The 14,421-nt window shown below is 67.5% G+C and carries 11 protein-coding genes; all 11 read right to left on the reverse strand.

Annotation, left to right across the window (positions count from 1 at the left end; genetic code table 11):
• Positions 1-36: 36 nt before the first annotated feature.
• The 11 genes from G6N46_RS10155 to G6N46_RS10205 all read right to left on the reverse strand — a co-directional run bounded on the left by G6N46_RS10155 (position 37) and on the right by G6N46_RS10205 (position 14,364).
• Positions 37-414: a DUF4233 domain-containing protein gene (locus G6N46_RS10155; protein ID WP_138248405.1), complete on the reverse strand. Its 378-nt coding sequence runs from the start codon at positions 412-414 to the stop codon at positions 37-39.
• Positions 411-1,844, reverse strand: coding sequence for a bifunctional tetrahydrofolate synthase/dihydrofolate synthase (gene folC, locus G6N46_RS10160; protein ID WP_138248404.1), 1,434 nt, complete (start codon positions 1,842-1,844; stop codon positions 411-413). Before folC ends, G6N46_RS10155 begins: the two co-directional genes overlap by 4 nt.
• The gene (locus tag G6N46_RS10165) at positions 1,841-4,510 is read right to left on the reverse strand and encodes a valine--tRNA ligase (protein WP_138248403.1); all 2,670 of its coding nucleotides are present in this window, start codon (positions 4,508-4,510) and stop codon (positions 1,841-1,843) included. Before G6N46_RS10165 ends, folC begins: the two co-directional genes overlap by 4 nt.
• Positions 4,511-4,633: 123 nt before the next feature.
• The gene (locus tag G6N46_RS10170) at positions 4,634-5,263 is read right to left on the reverse strand and encodes a DUF937 domain-containing protein (protein WP_138248402.1); all 630 of its coding nucleotides are present in this window, start codon (positions 5,261-5,263) and stop codon (positions 4,634-4,636) included.
• A gap of 99 nt (positions 5,264-5,362) precedes the next feature.
• On the reverse strand, positions 5,363-6,622 hold the full coding sequence (locus G6N46_RS10175) for a saccharopine dehydrogenase family protein (protein ID WP_138248401.1): 1,260 nt from the start codon (positions 6,620-6,622) through the stop codon (positions 5,363-5,365).
• A 9-nt stretch (positions 6,623-6,631) separates the two neighbouring features.
• Positions 6,632-8,611, reverse strand: a complete 1,980-nt coding sequence (locus G6N46_RS10180; protein WP_138248400.1) for a S9 family peptidase — start codon at positions 8,609-8,611, stop codon at positions 6,632-6,634.
• 40 nt (positions 8,612-8,651) lie between these two features.
• Positions 8,652-9,464: an alpha/beta fold hydrolase gene (locus G6N46_RS10185; RefSeq protein WP_138248399.1), complete on the reverse strand. Its 813-nt coding sequence runs from the start codon at positions 9,462-9,464 to the stop codon at positions 8,652-8,654.
• 109 nt (positions 9,465-9,573) lie between these two features.
• The gene (locus G6N46_RS28475; protein WP_029105388.1) at positions 9,574-9,900 is read right to left on the reverse strand and encodes a transglycosylase family protein; all 327 of its coding nucleotides are present in this window, start codon (positions 9,898-9,900) and stop codon (positions 9,574-9,576) included.
• 861 nt (positions 9,901-10,761) lie between these two features.
• Positions 10,762-11,340 (reverse strand): molybdenum cofactor guanylyltransferase, encoded by a 579-nt coding sequence (gene mobA, locus G6N46_RS10195; RefSeq protein WP_138248398.1) that lies wholly within the window; start codon positions 11,338-11,340, stop codon positions 10,762-10,764.
• Between the two features lie 10 nt (positions 11,341-11,350).
• Entirely contained in the window at positions 11,351-12,433 is a 1,083-nt protein-coding gene (locus tag G6N46_RS10200) for a 2-oxoacid:ferredoxin oxidoreductase subunit beta (protein ID WP_138248397.1), read from the reverse strand.
• Complete coding sequence (locus G6N46_RS10205) at positions 12,430-14,364, reverse strand: 2-oxoacid:acceptor oxidoreductase subunit alpha (RefSeq protein ID WP_138248396.1); 1,935 nt, start codon at positions 14,362-14,364, stop codon at positions 12,430-12,432. The genes G6N46_RS10200 and G6N46_RS10205 overlap by 4 nt, the downstream gene beginning before the upstream one ends.
• Positions 14,365-14,421: the final 57 nt, after the last annotated feature.

Raw genomic sequence — 14,421 nt, forward strand, 5'->3', positions numbered from 1 at the left:
GATTTCCCGCGCTCACCGCGGATTATCGTGCACAAATCACGACTGTTGGCCGGGCAGCAGGCCGCGGTCCTGGCGGCGCTTGACCTCGGACCGGAGATACGCGATCAAGACCCAGACGAGCAGGAAGATGATGCCGACGATGCCGATGGTCACGTCGATGAACGCACCGAGGATCAGCACGAACTGCATCCCGATGTTGGCCCACAGCGCCCAGGACCGGCCCTGCATCCCCGACATCAAGGCCAGGACGATCGCCATGCCGATCAGATAGCCGCTGCTGACGGGCGTCAGCCCGCCGTGGAACACCGACACGACCGGCAACGCCAGCAGCACCACGATGACTTCCAGGATCAGGGTGCCCGCCATCACGCCGCGGAAGCTCTTCCAGGGGTCGGGCTGGTTCGGGGCGGTCATGCCGGATCCTTTCCGAACAGGGTGCGGGCCGCGCCGGCCGTCACAACCGAACCGGTGATCACCATGCCCGCACCCGAGAAGCCGTCCGACGAGCCGTCGTTGCCCGACTCCTCCACCAACGCCGTCGCCGCCTCGATGGCGTCGGGCAGGTTCGGCGCGGTGACGACGCGTTCGGGCCCGAACGTCTCCTCGGCCAGGGACGCCAGCGTTTCGGTGTCCATGGCGCGCGGCGACCCGTTGTGGGTCACCACCACCAGATCGAACGCGGGCTCGAGCGCGGTCAGGATGCCGGCGACGTCCTTGTCCGCCATGACCGAGATGACACCGACCAGGAACCGGAATTCGAACTCCGTCTGCAGCGCGTCGGCGAGCGCTGCGGCGCCGGCCGGATTGTGCGCGGCATCGATGAACACCGTTGGCGCACTGCGCATCCGCTCGAGGCGACCGGGGTTGGTCACCGCGGCGAAGCCCTGGCGGACGGTGTCGACGTCGAGCTGGCGGTCGGCTCCGGCACCGAAGAACGCCTCGACCGCGGCCAGCGCCAGGACGGCATTGTGCGCCTGATGCTCGCCGTGCAGCGGCAGGAAGATGTCGGAGTAGACGCCGCCGAGGCCCTGCAGTTCCAGCAGCTGCCCGCCGACGGCGACCTGCCGGCCCCGTACGGCGAACTCGGAGTCCTCGCGCGCCACAGCGGCATCGGCCGTAACCGCCTGTGCCATCAGCACTTCCATCGCCTCGGGAACCTGGCGGGCGATCACCGCGACGGTGCTGGGGTCGGTGCCCGCGGGCACCAGGTCGGGCTGCTGACGCGCGATGATGCCCGCCTTCTCCCCCGCGATGGCGGCGATGGTGTCGCCGAGATAGTCGGTGTGGTCCATGCCGATCGGGGTGATGACCGCGACCGGCGCTTCGACGACGTTGGTGGCATCCCACCGTCCTCCCAAACCGGTTTCGATGACCGCGACGTCCACGGGCGCGTCGGCGAACGCCGCGAACGCCATGGCGGTGAGCACCTCGAACTTGCTCATCTTGGGGCCGGGTTCACCCAGCTCGCCGGCTTCCGACTGCCGGTCGACGATCTCGACGAACGGTTCGATCTCGGTATACGTGGAGACGTATTGCGCTGGGCTGATGGGCTTTCCGTCGATCGCGATGCGCTCGGTGGCCGCCTGCAGGTGCGGGCTGGTCGTGCGGCCGGTGCGCCGCGAGAACGCCGTCAGCAGCGCGTCGATCATCCGGGTGACCGAGGTCTTGCCGTTGGTGCCGGCCACATGGATGCTCGGGTACCCGCGCTGCGGTGAGCCCAGCATCTCCAGCAGCGCCTCGATGCGGACCGTGCTCGGTTCGATCTTCGTTTCCGGCCACCGCTGGTCGAGCAGATACTCGACCTGCAGCAGTTCGGCGATCTCGTCAGGTGTCGGCGTGCTCATGCGGACGGCAGGCCGGCCAGCCGGGTGTTGATCCGGTCGACCTCTTCGGTGGCCAGCTGCTGACGGGCTTTGATCTTGGCGACGACGTCCTCGGGCGCCTTCGCGAGGAACGCCTCGTTGCCCAATTTGCCTGCGGTCTGGGCGAGTTCCTTCTGCGCGGCGGCCAGGTCCTTCTCGAGCCGGCGTCGCTCGGCGGCGACGTCGACCGTGCCCGACGTGTCCACCTCGACGACGACGGTGCCCTTGGACAGCCGGACCTCCACGGCCGCGGACGGGTTGAAGTCGCCGGCCGGTTCGGTCAGCCAGGCCAGCGACGTCACCGCGGCCACCTGGGCGTCCAGGTCGGCTTCGGCGATGCCGACCAGGCGGGCGGGCACCTTCTGCCGGTCGTTGAGGCCCTGGTCGCTGCGGAACCGGCGCACCTCGGTGATCAGCTTCTGCATGTCGGTGATCCGCTGCGCGGAGACCTGGTCGAGCGCGACGCCGGAGGCCTGCGGCCACTCGGCGATGACCACCGATTCGCCACCGGTCAGCGACTTCCACAGCGCCTCGGTGACGAACGGCATCACGGGATGCAGCAGTTTGAGCAGCACGTCGAGCACCGCGGCCAGCACGGCCTTGGTGTGCTCGGTGCGCGAACCGCCTTCGAACAGTTGGGCTTTCGCGAGCTCCAGGTACCAGTCACAGAACTCGTCCCACGCGAAGTGGTACAGCGCCTCGCAGGCCCGGCTGAATTCGTAACGGTCCAGCGTGTTGTCGACCTCGACGCGGACCTCTTCCAACCGGCCCAGAATCCAGCGGTCGGCGTCGGTGAGCTCGGCAGCGTCCGGCAGCGCAGCGGGTGCCGCACCGTTCATCATCGCGAAACGTGTTGCGTTGAACAGCTTGGTCGCGAAGTTGCGGGACGCGCGGGCGTGGTCCTCACCGATGGACAGGTCGCCGCCCGGGCTGGCGCCGCGGGCCAGGGTGAAGCGCAGCGCGTCGGCGCCGAACATCTCGACCCAGTCCAGCGGGTCGATGCCGTTGCCCTTGGACTTGCTCATCTTCTGGCCGAACTGATCCCGGATCAGGCCGTGCAGGAAGACGTTCTCGAAGGGCACCTTCGCTCCGTCGAGCACCGGGTCGTCGGCGACGAACGTGCCGAACATCATCATGCGGGCCACCCAGAAGAACAGGATGTCGTAGCCGGTGACCAGAACCGTTGTGGGATAGAACTTCTCGAGCTCCGGCGTCTTCTCCGGCCAGCCCATGGTCGAGAACGGCCACAGCGCGGACGAGAACCACGTGTCGAGCACGTCGGGGTCCTGCTCCCAGCCGGCCGGCGGCTCCTCGTCCGGGCCGACGCAGACCGTCTCGCCGTCCGGGCCGTGCCAGATCGGGATGCGGTGTCCCCACCACAGCTGACGGGAGATGCACCAGTCGTGCATGTCGTCGACCCAGGCGAACCAGCGCGGTTCCAGGCTGGTCGGGTGAATCACGGTGTCGCCGTTACGGACTGCGTCACCGGCGGCCTTGGCGAGCGATTCCACCTTGACCCACCACTGCATGGACAGCCGCGGCTCGATGGCCTCACCGCTGCGCTCGGAGTGCCCGACGCTGTGCAGGTAGGGCCGCTTCTCGGCGACGATCCGGCCCTCGCCGGCCAGCTTCTCGCGCACCTTGACGCGGGCCTCGAAGCGGTCCATACCGTCGAATTCGGTTCCGGTACCGGCGATGGCGCCCTTGGTGTCCATGATGGTCGGCATCGGCAGGTTGTGCCGCAGGCCGATCTCGAAGTCGTTGGGATCGTGCGCGGGTGTGACTTTCACTGCGCCCGTGCCGAATTCGGGGTCGACGTGCTCGTCGGCGACGATGATGATGTCGCGGTCCAGGAACGGGTGCGGCAGCGTGCTGCCGACCAGCGCGCGGTAGCGCTCGTCCTCGGGGTGCACGGCGATGGCGGTGTCACCGAGCATCGTCTCGAGACGCGTGGTGGCCACCACGATGTGGGGCTCGGCGTCGTTCATCGAGCCGTACCGGAACGAGACCAGCTCGCCCTCGACGTCGTCGTACTTGACCTCGAGGTCGGAGATCGCGGTCTCCAGCACCGGTGACCAGTTGACCAACCGCTCGGCGCGGTAGATCAGGCCGGCGTCGAACAGCCGCTTGAAGATGGTGCGGACGGCGCGTGACAGGCCTTCGTCCATGGTGAACCGGTCCCGGCTCCAGTCGACGCCGTCGCCCAGGCGACGCATCTGGCCGCCGATGGTGCCGCCGGACTCGCGCTTCCACTCCCAGACCTTCTCCACGAAGCCCTCGCGGCCGAAGTCTTCCTTGGTCTTGCCGTCGGCGGCGAGCTGCTTCTCGACCAGGGTCTGCGTGGCGATACCGGCGTGGTCCATGCCGGGCAGCCACAGCACCTCGTAGCCCTGCATGCGCTTGCGTCGCGTCAGGGCGTCCATCAGGGTGTGGTCGAGCGCGTGGCCCATGTGCAGGCTGCCGGTGACGTTCGGCGGCGGCAGCACGATGGAGTACGGCGGCTTGTCGCTCGTCGGGTCGGCGGTGAAGTACCCGGCGTCGACCCAGCCCCGGTACATGTCAGCTTCTACCGCGCTGGGATCCCACGTTTTGGGCAGGGAATCGGCCGCAGTCACGGTCGCGGGATCAGGCGTATCGCTGGCAGTCACCGGCCAATTCTAGGTAAACCCCGTGAGCAGACGTAAAACTGCCCTGAATCACCTGGCAGTGGACAGTTTTATGTTCCCCCGCAAGCGGGCGGTGCCCCCAGGTCGCGAGAAGGAAGCCCGGGCCTACTTCTTGTTGCCGAACAACCCACCGAGGACACTGCCGAGCACGCCGCCGGCGCCCTGGTTACCGCCGCCGCCGAGGACGCTGCCCAGGATGCTGCCGAGCGGGTTGTCACCGGAGTTCGTGTTGCCGCCCGCCTTGTTGCCACTCAGCGCGCCGCCGAGGATGTTGCCCAGCACGTCGCCGAGACCGCCGCCGGACGCCGCGGGTGTCGAGGCCCCGCCGCCACCGCCGGTCAGCTGCTTGCCGATGTAGGCCAGCACAATGGGCGCCAGGATCGGCAGCAGCTTCTGGATCAGCTCGCTGTTGCCCGCGCCGCCACCGGCCAGCGCCGACGCGACCTGGCCGCTGTCGTTGCCGCCGAAGATCTTCGCGATGGCGTCGGCGCCCTGGTCCTGGTTGACCTGGTCGACCGTCACGCCACCGTCGAGGAGTCCGCTCGCCGCGTGGCCGGCGGCCTCGTTCTCGATGCCGGCCGCGGTATCGGGGTCTTCCGCGTTGTGCTGCAGGCCGCCCACCAGCAGCGGCACCAGTTGTTGTACGGCGCTGTTCACCTCCCCTTCATCAGCGCCGAGCTTGGCCGCAATCTCTTGTGTCGGAATCTGATTGAGCAGTTCGTCAAGACCAGCCATGGCTTTCCACCTCATGTCCCCGGGATGTGTGTGAAACCTCGTCGCCGACACTTGCCCGGTCGGCGACGCGGCACAGCACTTCCACGCTCGCTGCGCGAATCAGCGCCCCAGCGCCTCGGTTTCGAACGTGACCCCGGCGGCCGGCAACCGCGTCATCAGCACGTCGCCCATCGCCGCGGCCGGCGTCAGGACACCCGTCAAATCCGACAGCCGGTCGCGGTCGAGGGCCAGTCCCAGCCCGCTCTCCCCCAGCAGCACCGCGGTGGCCTTGTAGCCGGGATCGCCCTGCTGCGCCATGACCGAGCGGTACCGGGCGCCGCTGGTGGTGCGCGTGTACGTCTCGACGCGGTAGTGCCCCTTGTCCCGCGCCTGCTCGCTGGGCCCGGTCCCGGGCTTCGGCACCACGCGGTCGATCAGGCCGCGGGGCAGCTTGTTGAAGAATCGGCTGCCGAGGTTCATGACGGCGGCGTTGGCCGCGGTGCCCAGCGCCGACGCCACCGGGGCGATGGGCGACGAGCCCAGGCTCATGTGCTCCGAGTACCGCAACCGGCGGCCGTACTCCCAGTCCAGCAGCGCGTTGCTGCGCCGCACGATGCGGGTATTGGCCACCGCCATCACGAAGGCCCCGGTCCAGGTCCCGGCGAGTTCGGGGGCGATGTCGCGGCCCCGGCGCCACGGGGTGTCGGTTTGGTGGCCCAGGTCGGGCTCGGCGCCACGATCGGTGGTCAGCGTGTAGGGGTCGAACATGGCCTGGCGCAATTCCTCGTCACCGGAGGTCCGCGAGAACAGCTCGAGCATCGATGCGACAGTGCCGCCGGAGACCCCGCCGGAGAATCCGCGGAGCACGTAGTCGGTGTCGGTGAGCTCGCCGGCGCCGTCCGCCTCGGCCGCCTTGTACAGCGCGTAGACGGTGAGATCCGAAGGGATGGAATCGAATCCACACGAGTGCACGATGCGGGCGCCGGTGTCGGCGGCCTGCTTGTGGAACAGGTCGATGCTCTCCCTGATGAACAGGCTCTCGCCCGTGAGGTCGGCGTAGTCGGTACCGGCCGCAGCACACGCCGCCACGAGCGGCAGACCGTATTTGAGGTACGGACCGACGGTGGTGACGACCACCCGGGTCCGTTCGGCCATGACATCGAGGGTGTGCTGTGACGACGCGTCGGCCTGGATCAATCCCCAGGTCTGTCCGGCCGCGCCGAGCGAATCCCGGACCGCCGCCAGTTTGTCCATCGACCGGCCCGCGAGCGCTATCCGCGCCTGCCCTCCGTGCTCTGCGAGGTATTGGGCGGTCAGCTTCCCGACGAAGCCGGTGGCGCCATAGAGAACGATGTCGAATTCGCGCTGCGGTGCGGTCATTCTGCAAACCTAACCAAGCATCTCCGGTAGGTCGACCGCCACCTTCAGCACGTGCTCGGACAGGAACGCCGCCACCACCTGGTACCAGAGCTTGGCGTGCTGCGGCGCGGCGATCCAGTGCCCTTCGGACGGGTAGTAGAGGTAGCGGTGCGCGGTGGCGCCGGTGTCGTCGGCCGGCAGCCCGGAGCGGGTCAGCAGGTCGTTCCACAACCGCAGGCCCTCACCGATCGGCACGCGGTAGTCCTTGTCACCGTGGATCACCAGCATCGGGGTCGTGATGTTCTCGACGTGCAGGTGCGGTGAATTGCGTTCGGCCATCTCGGGTGTCATCTCGCGCGCCCACCAGTAGGCACCGTCGGTCGTCGGCCCGAACTGGTCGAGCGCCCACAGACTGGCGTGCGTGACGATCGCGGCGAACCGGTCGGTGTGCCCGGCGATCCAGTTGGCCATGTAGCCACCGAACGAGCCACCCATGGCGGCGATCCGGCCGGCGTCGATGCGCGAATGCGCACACGCGCCGTCGACGGCCGCCATCAGATCGGTGTACGGTGCGAAACCCCAAGCGCCCCAGCCACGCTGGATGAAATCCTGACCGTAACCGGTGGACAGCGCCGGGTCCGGCATCAACACCGCATAACCGAGCGCGGTGAGCAGCCAGGGATTCCACCGCCAGCGCCAGGTGTTCCAGCTGCCCAGCGGCCCGCCGTGCACCCACAGCAGCAGCGGCGCGGGGGCGTCGCCGGCAGGCAGGGTCAGCCAGGAACGAACCGGCGTGCCGTCGGCCGCGGTTGTCGTCAGTTCGACGAGTTCACCTGGCAATTCGGGGAATTCGACGCACGGCAGCACGGTGACAGATCCGTCGGCGTCGACGCGGACCGGATGCGGCGGGGTCAGGTAACTGCTGCGCAGGGCATACAGTGCACCACCGGGCACGGGCCGCACCTCGCCGTACGCGAAGTCGTCGTGCGTCAACTGCGTGACCGCACCGCTCGACGGGTCGACGGCGAAGATGGGCGCGCGGCCGTTGTCATCCGCGGTGACCAGCAACGTCGACCCGTCGTGCGACCAGGTCACCGATGCCGGCCAGCGGTCCCAATCCGCGGCGAGTTCCACCGGCTCGCCGCCGAAGGCCTTTGTGCACAGGGTGATTCGCGGCGCCTGCTCCGGTGTCGAGTGCGTCTCCCGCAGGTACGCGACGGTGTTGCCGTCGGGCGATATCGCCGGGCTCCCCAGGTCGGCGAGCGGGTCGTCGGCGATGACGGTGCGCTCCCTCGTGGCGATGTCGATGCGGACCAGCACGCTGCGCAGTGCGGCCCCCGCAGCGGGCACCTCCCAGGAGGCGACCGCGAAGCTGCCGTCCGCGCTGAGGTCGACGGTGGCCTCGTTCAGCGCCATCCCCGGCTGCGGTGTGATGTCTTGGGCCGCATCCGATTCGACCCGGAGGAGGTGCGCATGATCCGGGCCCAGGTCGTGGTCCCAGTGCCGCACCGGGTAGCCGGTGTGCAATATCGCCGACACCTTCTTGTCCTTGCGGAGGACGCGCAGCCGCTTGTCATCGTCGGGCGTGGCGGCCGACGGGAGCAGCGGTGCCGTCACCACCACGACGTCGGCGGCACGGGCTGTGTGTACCGCACTGACGCCACCCGCCAGGCCGAGAACCCGTTGCGTTTCACCGCCTTTCGCCGGCAATCGCCACAAGGCCGCGGCCGGGTCGTCGTCGGTGTCGGTGGGACGTGCCGCGACGAACAGCAGGTCACCTGCCACGGTGAAAGCCGGCTGCGACTCCCCCTTGGGCCCGTACGTCAGCCGGCGCGCTTCCTGCTGACCGTCGGGATCGAGTTCCCAAGCCGCGGTGATGAATTCGGTGCCCTTGTCGTTCAGTTCGCTGATCATCGTCACGACGCGGCGGCCGTCCGGTGAGACGGCGAGCCCGGACACCCGGGGCAGAGAGAGGTACGCATCCAGGTCATCGAACGGAGTCAGGGCCATGCTCCGTTGTTAGCACATCAGGGGCCGCGGCCTCACGCTGTCATTGCCCGCGGTGGCGGTCGAGGAAGTCGTCGATCAGCGTGTTGACGGTGTCGGGCGCCTCATAGGCGGCCAGGTGCCCCACCTGATCCAGTACCACCAGCTCCGAGCCGGGAATCGCCTCGGCCATCCGGCGCACTTCGGCAACAGGAAAGCTCGCGTCCTCGCGACCGGCGACGACCAGGGTCGGGGTGTTGATGCGGCCGAACAGGGCGTGCTGATCGGGACGCCTGACAACGATGCTCTCCACCGCGAAGCTGGCCGACCGGGCATCGTTTCGCGTGATCATCGTCACCAGTCCGTCGACCAGGTCGGGCCGCTGCCGGCGGGTGGTCTTCCCGAGGAAGCGCGGCACGACCGTCGACCGCACGAAGAGCGGGCGCCCGGCCAGCCGGGTCATCCGGGCCGCGAGCGCGAGTTGCAAACGGTCCCATCGGGGGCCCTCCGAGGCGGTGCCGTTGAGCAGTACCGCGCATCCGACCCGGTCGGGGAACGTCGCGGAGATCGTGCCGCCGATCATGGCGCCCCACGAGTTGCCGACGAGGTGCGCCCACGGCAGCCCCAGCGCGTCCAGGACGTCGACATACGCCCGCGCACTCGCCTCGAAGGTGAAGGGACTGTGCAGCGGCTCGCTGCACCCCTGCCCTGGCGGGTCGACCGCGATGGTGGTGTACCGGGCGGAGAAGTGCGCCACCTGCGCGGCGTACAGCGTGTGGTCGGTCAGGAGGCTGGGCATCAGGAGAATCGGGTCGCCGGAGCCGCTGACGTGGACCTGCAGGGCGCCGAGGCCTGTCGCGATGTCGTGCGTCGCCATGCCCCCATAGTTTCATCAAGTGACGGTTGTCCCCGGCCGGCCACAACGACAAAAGGTGCCGGACCGTGTGGTCCGACACCCTTTGTTTGTCTCGTTCGTCGTACGGCTGTCAGCCGCGACGGCCGCAGACCGGCCAAGCGCCCATGCCCTGACGGGCGGCGACGTTCTCGGCGACTCGGATCTGCTCATCCTTGCTGGCGGTGTGGGGCATGCCCGAGCCGCCGTTGGCACGCCAGGTGCCGAGGTTGAACTGCAGCCCGCCGTAGTAGCCGTTGCCGGTGTTGATGGCCCAGTTGCCACCAGACTCACAGGCTGCAACGGCATCCCAGTTGTGGCCGCCGTCCGCATTCGCGGTACCGGTACCGATGACCATCGGGGCCACAGCAACTGCCCCAGCAACGGCAACCAGTCCAAGCGTTGTGCGGATGTTCTTCACGTTGTTCCTCTCGCCGAGCGCGCGCCAAACATCGCCCGCGCATAGGCGGTGCGAACTGCTGCCTGCCGGGCAGGCGTAGGGGGCTGGATCGTGTCGTCTCGGTCGGACACGACAGCGGGGGCGGTTTGATCGGTCCGGGCTCAAGGCCGGCGGACTCCACGGGCAACAGGCCATCTGCTCTGGTCCCACCGCGATCCCGCTCACACGCAGGTTCATGGTTTTTTCAGTTATTTGCTCTCTTGGAGCTGCACGAGGACCGTAGCAAGAATCCGTGCGGCAATGTCGAACCCATCCCAGCCAGATAACAGGCAGATCACGGTCCAACCTGAGAGGAACATAAGCAGGTCACGCGATATATAAAGCACCCCTAACAAATCACAATTCAGCAACATTCCGTGATAGAGGTCACCATGAAATTGTGGCCTGGCACACAGAAATCAATTCACACGAGTCACAGTTGTCGCAGGTCAGCGCCCCATTTGCGCAGTGTCCGCGCTAAACCTCCGGCGTGTCGCACGGTGAAATGCAGGCGCACCGTGAGCCCCTGTTCGCTGCCGACGGACGCGTCAAACCCGTCCCGACTCGAAGGATCCACTCAATACTGCGCCAATCAGGACTTTTAATGCCCGCGATGCGTACGGTTCGAGCAGCGTCAACCGATCACCCGCAGACGCGTACGCTCAAAGCCGTTGCGCCACAACGTCTTCAGAACTAGAGAATAGAGCGACGGGCAAATTGTCCAGAATTGCGCCCCTAGATTTCCGAATTCAGCGCACAGAACGGAAATGCAAGTAATTCGAATTCGCCGAACAACGAGAAATCCAAGAATGCACAGCCCGGCCGCGGGGCTTTGCTGAGGTGTCAGACGAAATCGTCCGGGCTGTTGACGTTGACCAGTGCCCGCTGCCGGTCCATCACCACCCGCTGGGTGTCGACGGTGTCGACCAGGGCCCGCATGCTGCGTCGCCCGTGCGCCACCAGCTCGTCGGCCCGGGCCGCCAGGGCAGTGCGGTAGACGCCGGCCAGGTAGTGATCGCGCCCGTCCCAGGGCAGCACCACGTCGGCGTCCACCCGTGCCGCATGGTCGGCGAGCTCGTCGATCAACTCGGCCGTCAGATACGGCATGTCCACGGCGCACACGAAGGCGCGCGGGTATCCGGCGTCGGCCGCAGCGCGCAGCCCACGGGCGGTGGCCAGCAACGGGCCGACCCCGGGGGTCGCATCCCGCAGCACTTCCGCGTCCAGGTCAGGCAGCGCCTGGCCGCGGGCAGCGATGACGAACACCTGCGGGCACCGCGCTCGCAGCGTGTTCACGACCTGTTCGACGAACGTGATCTCCCCCGCCGGCCCGCGGAATCGCACGGTGGCCTTGTCGCGCCCCATACGACGAGACGCCCCGCCGGCCAATACAACTGCGGCCGGCGGGGCGTCTTCGGTCAATGCGTCGTTGTTACTCGTCGACTGTCCAGGTGTCCTTGCCACGCAGCAAGGATTGCAGAGCGGCGGTGTCATGCGCCTTGGAATCCATCGCCGTCTTCAGCTGCAGACGCGCTTCGTCGTCGTAGGTCGGGCGGTCCACCGAACGGAAGATGCCCATCACGGTGTGCTCGAGGTTCTGCTCCGACAGGCGCGACAGCGCGAACGCGTAGGCCGGATCGTCGAGATGGGCGTTGTGCACCACGATGTCCGACGGATCGACGTCAGCAGTCTTGCCGATCTCCAGTCCGTAGCCGGACTTGGTCACGCAGAACTCGTTCTCGGCACCGAAGGTGATCGGCTGGCCGTGCACCAGGTTGATCAACCGGTCCTCGGCGCCTTCCTTGCGCAGCGGGTCGAACGAGCCGTCGTTGAAGATCGGGCAGTCCTGCAGAATCTCGACGATGGCGGCACCGCGGTGCGCAGCCGCGCCCTTGAGCACCTCGGTCAGACCCTTGCGGTCGGAATCCAGCGCCCGGCCGACGAACGTCGCCTCGGCACCCAGCGCCAGCGACACGGGGTTGAACGGCTGGTCCAGCGAGCCCATCGGGGTCGACTTGGTGACCTTGCCAACCTCCGAGGTCGGCGAGTACTGCCCCTTGGTCAGACCGTAGATCCGGTTGTTGAACAGCAGGATCGTGATGTTGATGTTGCGGCGCAGCGCGTGGATCAGGTGGTTACCACCGATCGACAGCGAGTCACCGTCACCGGTGACGACCCACACCGACAGGTCCGGACGCGCGAGCGCCAGGCCGGTCGCGATGGTCGGGGCGCGACCGTGGATCGAGTGGAAGCCGTAGGTCTCCAGGTAGTACGGGAACCGGCTCGAGCAGCCGATGCCGCTGATGAACGCGATGTTCTCGCGGCGCAGGCCGAGCTCCGGCAGGAAGTTACGGATGGTGTTGAGGATGACGTAGTCACCACAGCCCGGGCACCAGCGCACCTCTTGGTCGCTGGTGAAGTCCTTGCCCTTCTGCGGCTGGTCCGTGGTCGGGACCAGGGCATTCTTGCTGAGGGCTTCGGTCAGGCCCAGATCAGCACCGATCAGATCCGTCATGCGTTTGCTCCCACACCGGTTTCCACGGTGGCGGCTGCCAGCCGTGCGAACTTGGCCTTGTCAGTTTCCTTCTCGCGCAACGATCCGTCCAGCGCCGCGCTGATGATGCCCTCGACCTCGTCGGCCAGGAACGCCATGCCCTCGACCTTGGTCACCGATTGGACGTCGACCAGGTACTTGCCGCGCAGCAGCAGCGCCAGCTGGCCGAGGTTCATCTCGGGCACGACGACCTTGTCGTACTTGCGCAGGACCTCTTCGAGGTTGGCCGGGAACGGGTTGAGGTGGCGCAGCTGCGCGTGCGCGACCTTGACGCCGTTGCGCCGGGCGCGGCGGCAGGCCTCGCCGATGGGGCCGTAGGAGCTGCCCCAGCCGAGCATCAGCAGTTCGGCTTCGCCACTCGGGTCGTCGACCTCGAGGTCGGGCACCTTGATGCCGTCGATCTTGAGCTGGCGCAACCGGACCATGAGGTCGTGGTTCTTGGGCTCGTAGGAGATGTTGCCGGAGCCGTTGGCCGCTTCCAGACCACCGATGCGGTGCTCCAGACCGGGGGTGCCCGGGATGGCGAACTGGCGACCCAGCGTCTCGGGGTCACGCGCGTACGGCTGGAACGGCTTGCCCGGCTCGGCGAACGTGTGCTCGATGGCCGGGTAGCTGCTGATGTCCGGGATGCGCCACGGCTCGGAGCCGTTGGCGATCGCGCCGTCCGACAGGATGATCACCGGGGTGTGGTACGCGATGGCGATCCGCACGGCTTCCACGGCGATGTCGAAGCAGTCCGACGGCGAGCACGGCGCCAGCACCGCGACGGGCGACTCGCCGTTGCGGCCGTACAGCGCCTGCAGCAGGTCGGCCTGCTCGGTCTTGGTCGGCAGACCGGTGGACGGGCCACCGCGCTGCACGTCGATGACGATGAGCGGCAGCTCGGTCATGACGGCGAGGCCGATGGCCTCGGACTTCAGCGAGACGCCGGGACCCGAGGTGCTGGTCACGCCGAGCGCGCCGCCGTACGAGGCACCGATGGCGGCACCGATGCCGGCGATCTCGTCCTCGGCCTGGAAGGTCATGACGTTGAAGTGCTTGTACTTGGACAGCTCGTGCAGGATGTCCGACGCCGGGGTGATCGGGTAGGTGCCGAGCACCACCTGGATGTCACCCAGCTGACCGGCGGCGACGATGCCGTACGCCATGGCGGTGTTGCCGGAGATCTGGCGGTATTCACCGGACTTGAGCTTGGCCGGGGCCACCTCGTACGTGGTGCCGAACGCCTCGGTGGTCTCGCCGTAGTTCCAGCCGGCCTTGAGCGCCAGCACGTTGGCCTCGGCGATCTCGGGCTTGCGGGCGAACTTCTCGCGGATGAAGGCCTCGCTGTGCTCCAGCTCGCGGCCGTACATCCACGACAGCAGACCGAGCCCGAACATGTTCTTGGCGCGCTGACCGTCCTTCTTGGTCGCGCCGATGGCCTCGACCGCGGCCAGCGTCAGAGTGGTCATCGCCACCGGGATGACGACGAACTCCGACAGTTCGTCGTTCTCCAGCGGGTTCTCCTCGTACCCGACCTTGGCCAGGTTGCGCTTGGTGAACTCGTCGGAGTTGGCGATGATCATGCCGCCGCGCGGCAGGTCGGCAACGTTGGCCTTGAGCGCCGCCGGGTTCATGGCGACCAGCACGTCGGGGCGGTCACCGGCGGTGAGGATGTCGTAATCCGCGATCTGGATCTGGAACGACGACACACCGGGCAGGGTGCCCTGGGGTGCGCGGATCTCGGCGGGGTAGTTCGGCTGCGTCGCAAGGTCATTGCCGAACAGGGCGGCTTCCGAAGTGAACCGGTCACCGGTCAGCTGCATACCGTCACCGGAGTCACCAGCGAAGCGGATGACCACCTTCTCGAGCTTCTGCCGCGAGGTGCCGTTGTCGCCGTCGTTAAGACCCACGACGCCTGCCTTTCACACTCTGTTTCGGAGTCCGTCGCACTGTTTCGGAGTCGCCGC

Origin of the sequence: Mycolicibacterium phocaicum (genome assembly GCF_010731115.1) — a bacterium.
Taxonomy (GTDB): Bacteria; Actinomycetota; Actinomycetes; order Mycobacteriales; family Mycobacteriaceae; genus Mycobacterium; species Mycobacterium phocaicum.